Source organism: Phenylobacterium sp. (genome assembly GCF_030697305.1).
Lineage (GTDB): Bacteria > Pseudomonadota > Alphaproteobacteria > Caulobacterales > Caulobacteraceae > Phenylobacterium.
Genome location: NZ_JAUYQL010000090.1, coordinates 1 through 16753 on the forward strand (window position 1 = coordinate 1; position 16753 = coordinate 16753).

The 16753-nt window shown below is 69.6% G+C and carries 14 protein-coding genes; 9 read left to right on the top strand and 5 right to left on the bottom strand.

The window, feature by feature from the left end; all coding sequences use genetic code 11:
* Positions 1-1421, bottom strand: a 1421-nt coding sequence (locus Q8R27_RS09645; protein WP_305698819.1) for a CoA-acylating methylmalonate-semialdehyde dehydrogenase, incomplete at its 3' end; no start/stop codon positions are given.
* 93 nt (positions 1422-1514) lie between these two features.
* On the opposite strand from Q8R27_RS09645, the gene Q8R27_RS09650 reads away from it, so the two are divergent.
* Positions 1515-2390, top strand: a complete 876-nt coding sequence (locus tag Q8R27_RS09650; RefSeq protein WP_305698820.1) for a LysR family transcriptional regulator — start codon at positions 1515-1517, stop codon at positions 2388-2390.
* A gap of 10 nt (positions 2391-2400) precedes the next feature.
* Here the strand turns inward: Q8R27_RS09650 and Q8R27_RS09655 are convergent, their stop codons facing one another.
* Together Q8R27_RS09655 and Q8R27_RS09660 are read right to left on the bottom strand one after the other, a co-directional pair.
* On the bottom strand, positions 2401-4071 hold the full coding sequence (locus Q8R27_RS09655) for a PAS domain-containing sensor histidine kinase (RefSeq protein WP_305698821.1): 1671 nt from the start codon (positions 4069-4071) through the stop codon (positions 2401-2403).
* A 187-nt stretch (positions 4072-4258) separates the two neighbouring features.
* The gene (locus tag Q8R27_RS09660) at positions 4259-5182 is read right to left on the bottom strand and encodes a diacylglycerol kinase family protein (RefSeq protein WP_305698822.1); all 924 of its coding nucleotides are present in this window, start codon (positions 5180-5182) and stop codon (positions 4259-4261) included.
* Between the two features lie 101 nt (positions 5183-5283).
* On the opposite strand from Q8R27_RS09660, the gene Q8R27_RS09665 reads away from it, so the two are divergent.
* The 5 genes from Q8R27_RS09665 to Q8R27_RS09685 all read left to right on the top strand — a co-directional run bounded on the left by Q8R27_RS09665 (position 5284) and on the right by Q8R27_RS09685 (position 10084).
* Entirely contained in the window at positions 5284-6408 is a 1125-nt protein-coding gene (locus Q8R27_RS09665) for a CaiB/BaiF CoA-transferase family protein (RefSeq protein WP_305698823.1), read from the top strand.
* 50 nt (positions 6409-6458) lie between these two features.
* Positions 6459-7874 carry an FAD-binding oxidoreductase gene (locus Q8R27_RS09670; RefSeq protein ID WP_305698824.1) on the top strand — a complete coding sequence of 472 codons (1416 nt, stop codon included), beginning with the start codon at positions 6459-6461 and terminating at the stop codon, positions 7872-7874.
* 87 nt (positions 7875-7961) lie between these two features.
* Complete coding sequence (locus tag Q8R27_RS09675; protein WP_305698825.1) at positions 7962-8606, top strand: DUF47 domain-containing protein; 645 nt, start codon at positions 7962-7964, stop codon at positions 8604-8606.
* 9 nt (positions 8607-8615) lie between these two features.
* Entirely contained in the window at positions 8616-9632 is a 1017-nt protein-coding gene (locus tag Q8R27_RS09680; RefSeq protein ID WP_305698826.1) for an inorganic phosphate transporter, read from the top strand.
* Entirely contained in the window at positions 9632-10084 is a 453-nt protein-coding gene (locus tag Q8R27_RS09685; RefSeq protein WP_305698827.1) for an NUDIX hydrolase, read from the top strand. The genes Q8R27_RS09680 and Q8R27_RS09685 overlap by 1 nt, the downstream gene beginning before the upstream one ends.
* Before the next feature lie 3 nt (positions 10085-10087).
* Here the strand turns inward: Q8R27_RS09685 and Q8R27_RS09690 are convergent, their stop codons facing one another.
* On the bottom strand, positions 10088-10570 hold the full coding sequence (locus Q8R27_RS09690) for a cupin domain-containing protein (protein ID WP_305698828.1): 483 nt from the start codon (positions 10568-10570) through the stop codon (positions 10088-10090).
* A gap of 183 nt (positions 10571-10753) precedes the next feature.
* On the opposite strand from Q8R27_RS09690, the gene Q8R27_RS09695 reads away from it, so the two are divergent.
* Positions 10754-13087: a heavy metal translocating P-type ATPase gene (locus tag Q8R27_RS09695; protein WP_305698829.1), complete on the top strand. Its 2334-nt coding sequence runs from the start codon at positions 10754-10756 to the stop codon at positions 13085-13087.
* Positions 13088-13171: 84 nt separating this feature from the next.
* On the top strand, positions 13172-14380 hold the full coding sequence (locus Q8R27_RS09700) for an MFS transporter (RefSeq protein ID WP_305698830.1): 1209 nt from the start codon (positions 13172-13174) through the stop codon (positions 14378-14380).
* Between the two features lie 2 nt (positions 14381-14382).
* On the opposite strand, the gene Q8R27_RS09705 is transcribed toward Q8R27_RS09700, so the two are convergent.
* Complete coding sequence (locus Q8R27_RS09705) at positions 14383-15282, bottom strand: SDR family oxidoreductase (RefSeq protein ID WP_305698831.1); 900 nt, start codon at positions 15280-15282, stop codon at positions 14383-14385.
* Between the two features lie 166 nt (positions 15283-15448).
* Between Q8R27_RS09705 and Q8R27_RS09710 the strand changes: the two genes are divergently transcribed.
* Positions 15449-16738, top strand: a complete 1290-nt coding sequence (locus tag Q8R27_RS09710; protein WP_305698832.1) for an MFS transporter — start codon at positions 15449-15451, stop codon at positions 16736-16738.
* The last annotated feature ends 15 nt before the right edge of the window (positions 16739-16753 follow it).

A 16753-nucleotide genomic window follows, 5' to 3' on the forward strand; every position in this document is an offset into this window, starting at 1 on the left:
ACGCCTTCCAGGCCGTGCTGGTTGGTGTCGCCGAACGCCGAGCGCTTCCAGCCGCCGAAGGTGTGATAGGCGACCGGCACCGGGATCGGCACATTGATGCCGACCATGCCGACGTTGACCTTGGCGGCGAACTCGCGCGCCGCACGGCCGTTGCGGGTGAAGATCGCCACCCCGTTGCCGTACTGGTGCTGGCTGGGCAGGGCGATCGCCTCGTCGAGGGTCTCGGCGCGGACGATCTGCAGCACGGGGCCGAAGATCTCCTCCTGGTAGGTCCGCATGGCCGGCTTGACGTTGTCGAACAGGGTCGGGCCGATGAAGAAGCCCTTCTCGTAGCCCTGCAGGGCGAAGTCGCGGCCGTCGACCACCAGCTCTGCGCCTTCGTCGGCGCCCAGCTTGATGTAGTCGGCGATCTTCTGGCGGTGCGCGGCGCTGACCACCGGTCCGTAGTGGGCGTCGGCGTCGGTGCTGACGCCGACCTTCAGCGAGGCGATCTCGGCGACCATCCGCTCGCGCAGCTCGTCGGCGGTCTTGGCGCCCACCGGCACCACCACCGGCAAGGCCATGCAGCGCTCGCCGGCCGACCCGAAGGCCGCGCCCGACAGGTCCTTCACGACCTGGTCGAGGTCGGCGTCCGGTAACACGATGCCGTGGTTCTTGGCCCCGCCCATCGCCTGCACCCGCTTACCGTGCACGGCGCCGGTCATGTAGACGTACTGGGCGATGTCGGACGACCCGACGAAGCTGACGCCCTTGATGTCCGGATGGGTGAGGATCGCGTCGACCGCGCTCTTGTCGCCGTGGACGACGTTGAGCACGCCCTTCACCTCCACGCCCGCCGCGGCGCCGGCCTCCATGAACAGCTCGGCCAGGCGCACCGGGACGCTCGGGTCCTTCTCCGACGGCTTCAGGATGAAGCTGTTGCCGGTGGCGATCGCCACGCCGAACATCCACATCGGGATCATGCCGGGGAAGTTGAACGGGGTGATGCCGGCGCCTACGCCGATCGGCTGGCGCATCGAATAGACGTCGATGCCGGGGCCCGCGCCCTCGGTGTATTCGCCCTTCAGGGCGTGCGGGATGCCGCAGGCGAACTCGATCACCTCAAGGCCGCGCTGCAGGTCGCCGCGGGAGTCGGCGAGCACCTTGCCGTGCTCCGACGACAGCAGCCGCGCCAGCTCGTCCAAACGCGATTCGACCAGCCGCTTGAACTCGAACATCACCCGCGCGCGGCGCTGCGGATTGACCGTCGCCCAAAGAGCTTGCGCGCGGACGGCGGCCGCGACCGCGGTGTCAATCTCGGCCTGGTTGGCCAGTGCGACGCGCGCCTGCACCTCGCCAGTGTTGGGATCGTAGACGTCGCTGTAACGGCCGCTGACTCCGGCGACGGATGCGCCGTCGATGAAATGGGTGATGTCGCGCATGGTTTTGTCCTGGAGTTTGCGCCTCCAGCTAACACCCGACGAGGCCAAGCGGTATTGCATTGTTGCAGCCTCCTATGTGCATTTCTGCATGACATGTTCGATTGGGATGATCTCCGGGTGTTCCTCGCCGCAGCGCGTACCGGCTCGCTGGCCGGGGCGGGAGAACGGTTACGGGTCGATGCAGCCACCGTCGGGCGGCGCGTAGCGCGGCTGGAGTCCGCCCTGAAGTCCACCTTGGTGATCCGCTCGCCTGCTGGTCTGCAGCTGACGGCGGCAGGCGCCCAGTTGCTGGAGATCGCGCTCGACGCCGAGACGGCGATGCTGGCCGCCGCCCATGTGGCGCGCCCCGACGTCGTCGCCGGCACCGTGAGGATCAGCACCGCCGAGGGTTTCGGCACGGCCGTGCTGGCGCCCGCCCTGCCCAGGCTGGTCGAGCTTTATCCTGGGTTGAAGGTCGAGCTCGCGGCCAACGCCAGCTTCCTGTCCGCTAGCCGCCGAGAAGTCGACATGACGGTGACGCTCAGCGCGCCCGACACCACGCGCCTGATCGTCGAGGCCTTGGCGCCCTATCAGCTGGCCCTCTATGCGAGCCGCGAATATCTGGCCCGCGCCGGCGCGCCGCGCAGCATCGCCGCCCTGCCCGACTTCCAGATCGTCGGCTATGTCGAGGACCTGATCTTCGCGCCCGAACTGCGTTACCTCGACGAGATCCTGCCCGGCCTGAAGCCGACCATGGCGAGCTCATCGATCCAGGCCCAGCGCGGCATGGTGCTGGCCGGGGGCGGCATCGGCGTGTTGCCGGCATTCATGTCGGAGGGTCTGGTGCGTGTGCTGGACTCGGTGATGCTGGAGCGCAGGCTCTGGCTCTCCACTCACCGCGACGTCCACGACACCGCTCGGATGCGCGCGGTGCGCCGCTGGCTGCGCGAACTGGCGCAGGGCGCGGAGGCGCGGCTGATGGCGGCGTAGGCGCGAAGGCTCAGACCGCGATGCGCGCGTCCTCGATGACGTCTACCGGCCGCGAACCCCAGTAGCCGAGCTTGCCCAGCACGTCTGGCGCCTTGAAGGGCTTCGCCACGCAGTCGTTGGCGCCAGCTTCGAGATATGTCGCGACCTGCTCGGGGAAGACGTTGGCGGTGATCGCGATCACCGGCGTACGGGCGTTCAGGTGGGTTGCGCGTCGGAGCTCGCCGATCGCCGTCAACCCGTCCATCCGCGGCATCTGGATATCCATCAACACCACGTCGAACGGCTCGGCGGCCAGCGCCTCCAGCGCCTCGATCCCGTCGCTGGCAATGTGCGGTTCGTGGCCGCCGGCGCGCAGGATCGCCGACAGCAGGTGCTGGTTGGCCTCGCTGTCGTCGGCGATCAAGACCTTCAGGCCCGCGCCCGCATCGACTTCCAGGTGCGTGTCGACATTCGCCGCCTCCAGCTCCACCAGCGGTAGGCTGAACCAGAAGGTGGAGCCTTCGCCCATCCGGCTTTCGGCGCCGATCTTGCCGCCCATGCGCGCGACCAGCTCCTTGCAGATGGCGAGGCCCAGACCCGCCCCGCCATGCTTGCGCGCCATCGAGTTGTCCACCTGGGTGAAGCGGTCGAACAGGGTCGGCAGGACGTGGGCCTCGATGCCGGAGCCGGTGTCGCTGATGGTGAATTTCAGCTGGCCCTCGCCATCGCCGGTCCGCGAGACGCCGACCGCCACCTGGCCCGAATCGGTGAACTTGATGGCGTTGTTGACCAGGTTCAGCACCACCTGCTGCACCCGTTCGCGATCGAGCTCGAACCAGCCGTCCAGGCCGGCGTCCATCTCGACGGACACCGCGATCGGCTTGCGCGCCGCGAGCGGAGCGACCAGCTCGGCCACGTGGGTCATCAGATCCGCCAGGTCGCAGGGCGCCGGCTCGACCCTGAGCGTTCCGGCGCCGGCCCGCGCCAGGTCCAGCATGTCGTTGAGCAGGGCCAGCAGACTCTTGCCCGCCAGCTCGATGCGGCCGGCGTGCCCCTTGGCCTCGACGCTGAGCTCGTCCCGCATGCGCAGCAATTCGGCGAACCCAAGGATGCTGGTCAGCGGCGTGCGCAGTTCGTGGCTGAGGTTCGCCAGGAAGTCGTCCTTGGCGCGCGCGGCCTGTTCGGCCTCCTTCAGCGCTGCGCTCAGGCTCTCCTCGACCTGCTTGATGCCGGAGATGTCGCGCGAGGTGCAGACGATACGTTCCACATGACCCTCGGCGCTGCGCACCGGGGTCATCATGACGTCCCACCACTTCCACAGGCCCCGCGCCGTGGGGCACGGCGCTTGGAAGCGGGCGACGCCGCCGCATTGCGCCAGGGTCAGCGCCTCGCTGACGATCGATTGCGCGCTGGGCGGGAACGAGGTCGCCCATTCCTTGCCCGCAATCTCCGCGTAGGAGCCGAATTCCAGCAGCTCCAGACCGCGCTCATTCATGAACTCCCAACGGCCTTCCGGCGTCAGGATCTCGATGCAGTCTGGACTGTTCTGCACGAGCGCGCGGCAGATCTCGGCGACCTCGGCGTCGCGCGAGGCGGCTTCGGCGTTGGCCCCGAACAGAGAGCCTGATCGGAGCGACCCGACCGAAGGCGTTTGCGGCTTACCCGCATCCGTCGATGGTTTGGCCCAGCCGAACCAGTTCATGCAGCGCTCCCGGTGCGGCCCCTGCGGGCCAGATCTCGCGCCGTTGGCCGGAAAAACGCCGGGCCGCTTGCACGCGAAACGAGCGTTCGCGGATCACCGGTTGCTGGAGGGTGAACGGCTCTGCGGTTGTGCGGCAAGACCGCACAGGCGCCCGTCAACCAGGCGCCGAATGCGCAATCTCTGGCCGCTAGGCGTCGCCCTCGGTTTCGCGAGGCCTCAGCGCCTCGAAGGCGTCGGGCACGAACGAAACGCTCGCGGTGTGGCCTAGCGTGAAGCGCTCGCCGTCCAGCAAAGCGGGGATGGACCGGTCGCAGGACATCTCGATAGAGCGGGTTTTGGCCAGCACCACGGTCGGATCCTCGCGCCAGTCGCGGAACGCGGCGTTGATCGCCAGTCGAAGCGCGTCAGGGGCGCTCTCGACCTTGATAGCGGCGGCCTCCAGCGTCTCCTCGTCGTCGTCCAGGCCACGGGAGATCAGCGGGCAGATCACCGCCACGGCCTCGGCTGTGCCGGAATGGTTGGCGAACGCATATTCGACGCCGGTGGACGTGAAGGATTCACGGATGGCGGCCACGCCCTTCTCCATCGCCCCGGCAAGGTCGCCCTCGCGCACCGCCTCGCGGGCGTCGGCCATCTTGGTCGGGCCGCCGAAGATCCCGGCGATGTAGAAGCGATGGTCGCCCACAGCTCCGCCATGAACCGCCTGCACGACGCAATCGGCCAGGGTGTCCTTCAGCGCCTCGCGCCACGGCCGTGCGCCGTACAGCGCCTTTGGCAGCACGTTCATCGTCCCACCGGGCAAGGGGATCAGCCGCGTGCCGCCGCTCTGGCAGGTCTCGGCTGCGGCGCGGATCGTCCCGTCGCCGCCCAGCACGATGAGCACCTCGAGGCTGTGCTTGCCCGCCTCGGCGAGCGCCGCGTCCACCTCGTCTCCGCCGCCGCACCAGGTCTGCTCAGCTTTCAGCCCGGCCTCGGCCAGCAAGGCCTGCAGATCGGACTCGGCCCCGACGTCGCAACTTCCGCTGGAGGTGTTGATCAGCACGCCGATGCGCGCCGCCTTCAGGTCAAAGCGCTCGCCGGCGGCAGGTTTGGTGATCGTTGTGGAAGTCACTGTTTGCCCAGATCGCCTGCAGAAGGATGGGCCAGACGCCCATTGCTGGTGTAGCACGCGTCGGGCGGCTTTGTTCCGCGAGCGAGGGTTGAGGATCGGCGATGCGCGCTCTGGAGGGTCTGCTGGTCGTCGCGCTGGAACAGGCCGTTGCGGTTCCCTTCTGCACCACGCGCCTGGCGGACGCGGGCGCAAGGGTGATCAAGATCGAGCGCCCCGAAGGCGACTTCGCGCGCGAATACGATCACGTGGTGCACGGCCAGAGCACCTATTTCGTCTGGCTCAATCGCGGCAAGGAATCCATCCGTCTGGATGTGAAGGACCCGGCCGACGCGGCCCTGCTGCATCGGATGATCGCCTCCGCCGACGTGTTCATCCAGAACCTCTCGCCGGGCGCGGCCGCCCGCGCCGGCTTCGGCTCGGACGCGCTGCGCGACGCTCATCCACGCCTGATCACCTGCGACGTCAGCGGTTACGGAGAGGACGGTCCCTGGGCGCAGATGAAGGCCTACGACTTCCTCGTCCAGTGCGAGGCGGGCCTGGCGGAGATCACCGGCGGCCCGTCGGAGCCGGCGCGGGTCGGCGTCTCGGTGGTCGACATCTGCTGCGGAATGAACGCCCACGCCGCGATCCTGCAGGCGTTGTACGAGCGCGATCGCACGGGCCTGGGCAAGGGCGTGGCGGTGTCGCTGTTCGACAGCATCGCCGAGTGGATGGCCGCGCCGCTGCTGCATCAGGACTACGGCGGCCGTGCGCCGGGACGGGCCGGCCTCAACCATCCGGCCATCGCCCCCTACGGCGCCTACGCCGCCGGCGATGGGCGCCAGGTCGTGGTCTCCGTACAGAATGAACGGGAGTGGCGCAGTTTCTGCGAGGGCGTGCTGCAGCGGCCCGAGGTCGCCGTCGACCCCCGCTTCGTCGGCAACAGCGCCCGCTGCGCCAACCGCCCCGCCCTGGACGCGATCATCCTGGAGGCGCTGAAACCCCTGGATCGTGACCAGTTCGTGGAGCGTCTGCGCGCCGCCAAGGTGGCTTATGGCGAACTGAACGGCGTCGCCGACCTGTCGCGCCACCCGCAACTGCGCCGCATCGAGGTCGAGACGGCGGGCGGCGCGGTCAGCCTGCCGGCCCCCGCCGTGCGCTGGAAGGGCGAGCCTGAGCTGGTCCCAGGATCCGTCCCCGCCCTGGGCGCGCACGATGCGAGCCTGCGCGCCGAGTTCGGGACTTGAGCCGCGGCCGATCAAACGGCGTAGTGTGCGGCGACTGAGGAGAACCGCGCATGTCCCTGCTGTCGCCGCCGCAAGCGCCCCACCAGCCGCTGGCCGCCTGGGCCGGCGCACTCGCTGACCTTGCCGAAGCCTTCGGGCCAGCCCTGCGCACCGACACCTCCACCCGCGAGCAGCACGGCCGCGGCGAAGGCTACGCCCAGGTGTTGCCGCCGGACGCGGTTCTGCTGGCGGTCTCCACCGAGCAGGTGGCGCGCGCGGTGTCGATCTGCGCGCGCTGGAAGATCCCGGTCATCCCCTATGGGGCCGGCACCTCCCTCGAAGGCCACATCACCGCGCCGTTCGGCGGCCTCAGCATCGACCTGTCAGGCATGGACACGGTTCTGCGGGTGTCGCCCGATGACCTCGACTGCACCGTCCAGGCCGGCGTGACGCGCGAACAGCTCAACGCCCACCTGCGCGACAAGGGCCTGTTCTTCCCCATCGACCCCGGCGCCAACGCGACCCTCGGCGGCATGTCCTCGACGCGGGCGTCGGGCACCAACGCCGTGCGTTACGGCACCATGATGAGCAACGTGCTGGCGCTCACCGTCGTCCTGCCCGACGGTTCGGTGATCCACACCGGCGGTCGGGCGCGCAAGTCGGCGGCGGGCTATGACCTGACCCGCCTCTTCGTCGGCTCCGAAGGCACCCTGGGCGTGATCACCGAGGTGACGCTGCGCCTCTACGGGATCCCCGAGGCGATGTCGGCGGCGACCTGCGCGTTCGAGACGCTGGAAGCCGCGGTCGCCACAGTCGTGCAACTGGTGCAGTCCGGCGTGCCCGTGGCGCGCGCGGAATTCATGGACGAGGTCCAGGTCGCCGCCTCCAACCGCCACTCCAACCTCGGACTGCCCGAGAAGCCCCACATCTTCTTCGAATTCCACGGCTCCACCGCGTCCGTGGCTGAGCAGGCGGCGACCGCCTCGGAACTGGCGCAGGCCAATGGTGGCGGAGCGTTCGCCTGGGCGACCCTGCCCGAGGACCGCGCCAGGCTGTGGAAAGCCCGACATCAGGCCTATTTCGCGGCGCTTGCGCTGCGTCCGGCGAGCGAAGTTCTGTCCACGGACGTTTGTGTGCCTGTCTCCGCCCTGGTCGAGGTTGTCGCCCAGACCCGGCGCGACATCGACACCAACCGGCTGATCGCGCCGATCGTCGGCCATGTCGGCGACGGCAACTTCCACGTCCTGTTCCACCTGCGCCGCGACGATCCCGACGAGATGGCGCGGGTCGACGCGGTGCACGAGGCGATGATCGCCCGGGCGCTCGCCGCCGGCGGCACCTGCACCGGCGAGCACGGCATCGGCGCCGGCAAGCGCGACCACCTGGTCGACGAGCATGGGGCGGCTGCAGTCGCCCTCATGCGCAGCCTGAAGCGGACCATCGATCCCGCCGGCATCATGAACCCCGGCAAGGTGTTCCTGGACTGAGGCGCTGCGTCGCTCCGCAGGCGTATTTACAGGCCTGTGGCGTGCGCCTACCCAGCATCCGTCCGTGGTCTGAGAAACCGAGTCGCTATGCTGAGATTTTTCCAGGCCATGATGCCGAAGGAGGAGCGGTTCTTCGACATGTTCGAAGCCCACGCCGCGACCCTGTGCGCCGGGGCGGCCGCGTTGCGCAGCCTGCTGGACGGCGGGCCGAGCGTGCCGGAACATTGCGCCGAGATCGCCCGCCAGGAAAACACGGCCGACGAGGTGGCCCGCGAAGTGCTGCTGGCCGTGCGCCGCACCTTCATCACCCCGTTCGACCGCAGCGACATCCGCGACCTGATCTCCTCGATGGATGACGCCATCGACCAGATGCACAAGACCGCCAAGGCCATCACACTGTTCGAGCAGCGCGCCTTTCAGCCATCCATGGTGGCCATGGGCGAGGTGATCGTACGCACCGCCGAGCTCACCGCCGAGGCCGTGCCGCTGCTGCGTTCGCTGCGCGCCAACGCCACCCGGCTGACCGCCATCACCGAAGAGGTCCGCCGGCTCGAGGAGCAGTCCGATCAGCTCTACGACTCCGGCATGAGCGCGCTGTTCAAGGGGCCGGCGCGCGAGGACGCCATGGCGTTCATCGTCGGCAGCGAGGTCTATGATCACCTGGAAAAGGTCGTCGACCGCTTCGAGGACGTGGCGAACCGGATCAGCGGCGTGCTGATCGAACACCTCTAGGGCGCACCCATGGACCTCGGCGGCCCGGGCGTGATGCTCGTCTTCCTGATCGTCGTGGCGCTCGCCTTCGACTTCCTCAACGGGCTGCACGACGCGGCGAACTCGATCGCCACCATCGTCTCGACCCGCGTGCTGCCCGCCCGCTACGCGGTGATGTGGGCGGCGTTCTTCAACTTCATCGCCTTCTTGTTCTTCGGCCTGCATGTGGCCCAGACGGTGGGCAAGGGTATCATCCAGCCCGGCATCGTCAGCGATGCGGTGATCTTCGGCGCGTTGGGCGGGGCGATCACCTGGAACGTGGTCACCTGGCTGGCCGGCATCCCCTCGTCCAGCTCGCACGCCCTGATCGGCGGGCTGATCGGCGCCGGCGTCGCCAAGGCCGGGTTCGACCCGGTCATCTGGTCCGGCGTGATCAAGACCGCCGCCGGCATCTTCGTTTCGCCCGCCATGGGGTTCACGCTCGCGATCATCCTGGTGCTGCTGGTCTCCTGGCTGTTCGTGCGCGCCACTCCGACCATGGCCGACAACACCTTCCGCAAGCTGCAATTTGTCTCCGCTTCGCTCTACTCGCTGGGGCACGGCGGCAATGACGCCCAGAAGACCATGGGGATCATCGCCGTGCTGCTCTACGCGCACGGCCATCTGCACGGCGAGTTCCACGTGCCGTTCTGGGTGGTGATCAGCTGCCAGGCGGCGATGGGACTTGGGACATTGATGGGCGGCTGGCGCATCGTCCACACCATGGGATCACGCATCACCCGCCTGTCGCCGCAGCAGGGCTTCTGCGCCGAGACCGGCGGCGCGATCACCCTGTTCCTCGCCACCCACCTGGGCGTGCCGGTGTCGACCACTCACACCATCACCGGCGCCATCGTCGGTGTCGGCGCGGCGCGGCGGGTCTCCGCGGTGCGCTGGAGCCTGGCCACGGGAATCGTCTGGGCCTGGGTGATCACCATGCCGATCGCCGCCCTGATGGGCGCGGGATTCTATTTCCTCGCCCGTCTCGCCGACCGGGTGTTCGGCTGATGGGCAAGAAGGATGCGCGCACCCGCCCCGAGCCGGACCGCGAGCCGCGCTCCCAGTACGCCGCCCTGCCCTGGCGGCGCGCGGCGGACGGGGCGCTGGAGGTGCTGCTGATCACCTCGCGAGAAACCCGCCGCTGGGTGATCCCCAAGGGCTGGCCCATTAAGGGCATGAAGCCGTCGGGGACGGCCGAGCGCGAAGCCTTCGAGGAGGCCGGCGTGATCGGCAAGATCAGCGGCAAGTCGCTGGGCGTGTTCCATTACGACAAACGCCTGCGCACGGGCCGCATCCAGCACGTCCGCGTCGCGGTCTACGCCCTGCGCGTCGAGCAGGAGGCCGAGGCCTGGCCAGAGATGGGGCAGCGCGAGAAGCGCTGGTCGCCGCTCGCCGAGGCCGCCGGCCTGGTGGGCGAGGATGAGCTGCGCTGGCTGATCGACGGCTTCGCGCCGGCCTGAGGCTCAGGCGCCGTCGGTCGGGTGGCGGTGGATCGGATCGACCCAGACCACGGTCTGGGGCGCCTCCACGGGCTCGATCTCCAGGTTCACCACCACCGCGTCGTTGTCGCTGCGCACCAGCACGCACTCCAGCGTCTCGTCGGTCGAGGCGTTGATCTCCTGGTGCGGCACATACGGCGGCACATAGATGAAGTCGCCGGGGCCGGCCTCGCAGACAAACTCCAGCTTCTCGCCCCAGCGCATCCGCGCGCGGCCCTTGATCACATAGATGACGCTCTCCAGCGCGCCGTGATGGTGCGCGCCGGTCTTGGCGTCAGCATGGATATGCACCGTGCCGACCCACAGCTTGCGGGCGCCGACGCGGGCGAAGTTGATCGCCGCGGCGCGGTTCATGCCCGGCGTCTGCGGCGTGTTGGTGTCGAGCTCACCCGCCGGGATGACCTTGATCCCGCTATCGCGCCATCCGTCGGCCGGGGTCTCGCTCATGCCTTCATCTCCACATCTGGCGTCAGCTCGACGCCGGCCTCGACCGCTTGCGGTTGCGCGGCTCGTCGGCCAGTTTCGGCCGGCCGTCCAGTCGCATACGAACCTGATCGGCGGCGAAACGATAGGCAACGGCTTTCGCACCGCCTGTTGGGCGCTTTCCCGTGACCACTATATTCAGGCCTCATGACCGACGCCCACGACCATCATCACCACCACGCGGCGGCGGACGGCAAGACCGCCACCGATCCGGTGTGCGGCATGAAGGTCAATCCGACGACCACCCCGCACGCGGCCGAACACGGCGGCGTCGCCTACTTCTTCTGCGGCGCGGGCTGCCGCTCCAAGTTCGTCGCCGATCCTGACAAGTACCTTGGCGAGAAGCCGCCGGAACCGGCGGCCATTCCGGGCGCGGTCTACACCTGCCCGATGCACCCGCAGGTGCGCCAGGTCGGGCCCGGGGCGTGCCCGCTGTGCGGCATGGCTCTGGAGCCCGAAGTCGCGACGGCTGAGGACGGCCCCAACCCGGAACTCGCCGATTTCGCCCGGCGGCTGTGGATCGGACTTCTGCTGACAGCGCCCGTCGTCCTGCTGGAAATGGGCGCACACCTGCTGGGCGCGCGGTGGCCCGTGGGCGCGCGCCTCTCGGCCTGGATCCAGCTCGCGCTGGCGACGCCGGTGGTGTTCTGGGTGGGCTGGCCCTTCATGCAGCGTGGCGTGCGCTCGGTCGCCGCGCGAAGCCTCAACATGTTCACCCTGATCGCGCTGGGCGTCGGCGTCGCATGGACCTACAGCGCCGTGGCGGTTTTAGCCCCGGACGCGTTTCCCGCCGCCGTGCGCGGGCACGCGGGCGAGCCGTCGGTATATTTCGAGGCCGCCGCGGTCATCGTCGTGCTGGTGCTGGTCGGCCAGATCCTGGAGCTTAGGGCGCGTGAGCGGACGTCGGGCGCGATCCGCGCGCTGCTGAGCCTGGCGCCGAAAACCGCCCGGCGGTTGACCACGGACGGCTCCGACGAGGAGGTCGGACTGGACGCCATCAAGGTCGGGGACCGCCTGCGCCTGCGTCCCGGCGAGCGCATCCCCGTCGACGGGGTGCTGACCGATGGCCATGCGGCGATCGACGAGTCCCTGGTCACCGGCGAGCCCATGCCTGTGGACAAGGCGCCCGGCGACACGGTCGTGTCCGGCGCGATCAACCGCACCGGCTCCTTCATCATGCGGGCGGAAAAGGTCGGCGCCGACACCTTGCTGGCGCGGATCATCCAGATGGTCGCCCAGGCCCAGCGCAGCCGGGCGCCGATCCAGCGGGTCGCCGACCAGGTCGCGGCCTGGTTCGTGCCGGCGGTGATCGCGGTCGCCGTCGCGGCTTTCGCCACCTGGATGGCGGCGGGCCCTGAACCGCGCCTGTCGTTTGCGTTGCTTGCCGCGGTCTCGGTGCTGATCATCGCCTGCCCGTGCGCCCTGGGACTGGCGACGCCGCTGTCGATCATGGTGGGGGTCGGACGCGGCGCGCAGTCCGGCGTGCTAATCCGCGACGCGGAAGCCCTGGAGCGCCTGCAGAAGGTCGACACCCTGGTAGTCGACAAGACTGGCACCCTGACCCTGGGGCGCCCGACGCTGAGCGCGGTGCGCGCCGTTGGCGGCTTCGGCGAGAACGAACTGCTGCGGCTGGCGGCCAGCCTCGAGCGCGCCAGCGAGCACCCGCTGGCCCACGCCATCGTGACGGCCGCCGCCGAACGCGGCCTCACGCTCAGCGAGCCGCTGGGCTTCGACTCGCCGGTCGGAAAGGGCGTGCTGGGCCAGGTGGACGGTCGCAGCGTGCTGTTGGGATCGGTCGCCTTTCTCGCCGAGCAGGGCGTCGACGCGCAGATCTTCCAGGCCGATACGGACGCTCTGCGGGCGGGCGGTGCGACGGTGATCTTCGCGGCCGTCGACGGTCAGGCGGCAGGCCTGCTGGCGCTCTCCGATCCGATCAAGCCGACCACCGCAGACGCGATCCGCGCGCTCAGGGCCGACGGCGTGCGCGTCCTCATGCTGACCGGCGACAACCGCGTCACCGCCGACGCCGTGGCCCGCGCGGCCGGCGTCGACGAAATCGAGGCTGAGGTGTCGCCGCAGGACAAGGCGGCGGTCGTAGAGCGTCTGCGCAGCCAGGGCCGCGTGGTGGCGATGGCCGGCGATGGGGTGAACGACGCGCCGGCGCTGGCCGCGGCCGACGTGGGTCTGGCCATGGGCGCAGGCTCCGACGTGGCGATCGAGACCGCCGGCGTCACCCTGCTACAGGGTGACCTGATGGGCGTCGTGCGTGCTCGCGCTCTGTCGCGAGCGGTGATGCGCAACATCCGCCAGAACCTGGCCTTCGCCTTCGCCTACAACGCCGCCGGGGTGCCGATCGCCGCGGGCCTGCTCTATCCGACGTTCGGCCTGCTGCTGTCGCCGCAGATCGCCGCCGCCGCGATGGCCGCCTCTTCGGTCAGCGTGGTCGCCAATGCGCTACGCCTGCGGAGCTCCAGGCTGTAACGACGGTTGAACCGGTTACGTCGCCGCGCGATGCTGAGCGAGGCGACCGGAACACCGGCGTCGGGGGATTCGCCAGGAAACTTCGTGACCCAGAACGCGACCGATCGATCAGGCCTGGGCCGCGGACTGCTGCTGGCCTCCATGCTGCTCTGCGCCGCCAACTTCCGCGCGCCGATCACCGGCGTCGGGCCGCTGCTGGAGGTCATCCGTGGATCCTTCGGCCTGTCGGCAGCCCAGGCGGGCCTGCTGACCACCCTGCCGATTGTGGCCTTCGCGACGGTGTCTCCGTTCTGCGTGGGCCTGGTCCGACGCTTCGGTCTGGAGCGCACGCTGATGGCGGCGATGATCCTGCTGGGCGCGGGGATCGCGCTGCGCTCCGCCGGCCCGCTGTGGGCGCTGTTCGCCGGGACCGCGATGATGGGCGCGGCCATCGCGCTCGGCAACGTGTTGCTGCCGACCCTGGTGATGCGGGACTTCCCGGATCGGGTGACCGCCACGACCACCTTCTATGTGATCACCATGGCGCTGTCTGGCGCGGCGTTCTCGGTTCTGGTGGCGCCGCTGTTCGAGGCCCTGGGGAGCTGGCGCATTGCACTGGGATTGGGCGTCGTTCCCGTCCTGCTGGCGATTTTCGTGTGGTCGCCCCGCACCCGCCGCGGTGCGGCGATCGCTCCCGCCGGTCAGCGCGCCAAAAGCCCTTCGCTCTGGCGCACGCCGCTGGCCTGGCAGGTCACCGGGTTCATGGCGCTGAACTCCTTCGTCTTCTACGTGGTGATCACCTGGCTGCCGGCCATGCTGCAGGCCAAGGGCCACACGATGGCCGACAGCGGCGCGCTGCACGGCCTGATGCAGGCCGTCGGCATCATCCCGCTGCTGCTGGCGCTTCCGCTGATGAGCCGATTGAAGGACCAGCGGATGGCGGCCTTCCTCGTATCCCTGCTGGCGGCGATCGGCTTCCTGGGCTTGGCCTTGGCGCCGCAATGGGCCGTCGTCTGGGTGTCAGCCTACGGCGCGGCCAGCGGCGCGGGCTTGGTGCTGGCATTGTCGTTCGCCAGCCTGCGCGCCTCCAGCGTCGAACAGGGCGCGGCGCTGTCGGGGATGGCGCAGTCGGTGGGTTACACCTTGGCCGCCATCGGCCCGGCTTCGATGGGTGCGCTGCACGACGCCATGGGCAGCTGGGACGCCGCGCTGTGGATCTGCGCCGCCGCGGCGCTCGTGCAGGCGGTGATCGGCCTCTACGCCGGCCGGGCGGTGAAGCTCGCCCTGGTCGCGCCGCGGTCGCCGCCCGCCTGACCTCAGGTGGTGCGCTGGGCGCGGTCCTTGTCGTTGACGGCGCGGATCGACTGGCGCGCCGCCGCCCACTCCTCATCGCCCCAAGTGAACAGCTCCGGCCGCATCTGGCCGCCGCCCAGGAACGCCGCGCCGTCGATGGCGATCGTCTGGCCGTTGATGTACTCGGCGCCAGGCCCCATCAGCAGGACGGCCAGGTTGCACAACTCGTGCATCTCGCCCACGCGACCCATCGGATTGCCGCGCGCGTTGAGCCCGCCTTCCGCCCCCGCCACCGCGGGCGACAGCCGATCGCCGGCCCCAGGCGTCGGAAACGGCCCTGGCGCGATGGCGTTCAGGCGGATGCCGTGGTGCGCCCACTCCACCGCCAGTGACTGGGTCATGACGTTGACGCCGGCCTTGGACATCGCCGACGGCGTCATGAACGGCGAGCCCCGCCACACCGTCGTCGCCAGGATCGACAGCACCGAGCCGCGCTGCTTCGCCTCGATCCAGCGTTTCCCCACCTCCAGCGTCACGTAGAACGAGCCGCGGAAGACGATGCTGGTCACCGCCTCGAAGCCCTTGGCCGAAAGGTCCTCGGTGCGCGAGATGAAGTTGCCGGCCGCGTTGTTGACCAGGCCGGTCAGCCCGCCGCTGGCCCAGGCGTCCTCGACCATCTCGGCGACCGCCTCGGCCGAACGGATGTCGCAGGCGATCGGCATCACGTCGCCGCCCCAGCGCTCGGTCAGCGCCTGCGCCGTCTCCTTCAGCACCTCGCCGCGGCGCCCGCAGATCACCACCCGCGCGCCCAGGCTGAGAAACGCCTCCGCCATCTCGCGGCCGAGCCCCGTGCCGCCACCGGTGATCAGGATCCGCTCCCCCTGCATCAGGCCCGGTTTGAACATCAGCCTGGTGGCGTCCATTGGTGGCTCTCCCTTTGACGAGTAGACGGCGCCCGGCGGCTGGCGCCGGCTTTGACCCCGGACGTACAAAGCCACGGGGGGAAAGCCAATGGCCGGCGACGGGTCCCGCGGCTTGACGTCGCCGCGCGCTAAGGCCAAGGCGGACGCAACGACAAGGGGGACGCGCGTGTCGAACACCAAAGCCGGGGCCGGCGGCGCCTCGACCCGCCGCATTCTGCTGGCCAGTCTGGTCGGCACTGCGGTCGAATTCTATGACTTCTACATCTATGCGACCGCCGCCTCGCTGGTGTTCGGGCCGCTGTTCTTCCCCTCCGCCTCGCCCTCGGCGCAACTGCTCGGCGCCTACGCCAGCTTCGCCATCGCCTTCTTCGCGCGACCGCTGGGCTCCTTCGTGTTCGGCCACTACGGCGACCGCATCGGACGCAAGTCGACCCTGGTCGCCTCGCTGATGGTGATGGGGGTGTCGACCCTGCTGATCGCCTTCCTGCCCACCTACGCCATGGTCGGCTGGGTCGCGCCCGTCCTGCTCTGCACGCTGCGTTTCGGCCAGGGCTTCGGGCTGGGCGGCGAGTGGGGTGGCGCAGCCCTGCTGGCGGTGGAGAACGCGCCGCCCGGATGGCGCGCGCGTTTCGGCATGTTCCCGCAGCTTGGCGCGCCGGTGGGCTTCATCGCCGCCAACGGCCTGTTCCTGCTGCTGGGCCTGTTCCTGACGCCAGAGCAGTTCCAGGCTTGGGGCTGGCGGCTGCCGTTTCTGGCCAGCGCCATCCTGGTGGGCCTCGGCCTGTGGGTGCGGCTGAAGCTCACCGAGACGCCGGCGTTCCAGGCCTCGCTCGCCGAGGCGCCGCCGCCCAACGTGCCGCTGGCCGAAGTGCTGCGGCATTATCCGCGCGAGACCATCGCCGGCACCTTCGCGGTGGTCGCCTGCTTCGCCATCTTCTACCTCGCGACCGCCTTCGCGCTCGGCTACGGCACGACGACCCTGGGCTACAGCCGCGAGACCTTCCTGAGCGTGCAGCTTGGCGCGATCCTGTTCATGGCGGTGGGCATCGTCGCCGCGGGCTGGTGGGCCGACAAGTCCAGCCCTCGCCTCGTGCTGATGGCCGGTTGCGGCGCGACCGTGGTCGCCGGCGCCTTGTTGCCGGTGATGATGGGCGCAGGCTCGCTGGCGCTGATCTGGGCCTTCCTGTCTCTGGCCCTGTTTCTGATGGGTTTCGTCTACGGACCCCTGGGCGCCTTCCTGCCGGGGCTGTTCCCGGCGCGGGTGCGCTACACCGGAGCCTCGATGGCGTTCAACGTCGGCGGCATCCTGGGCGGCGGCCTTGCGCCGATCATCGCCCAGGCGTTGGCGGACCGGGGCGGTCTGGTTCCCGTCGGCGTCTACCTGGCGGCGGCGGCGCTGATCAGCCTGACGGCGCTGGCGCCGCTGAAGAACGCTTCACGCCACGCCGAAGCCTGATCAGACGACCTTCTG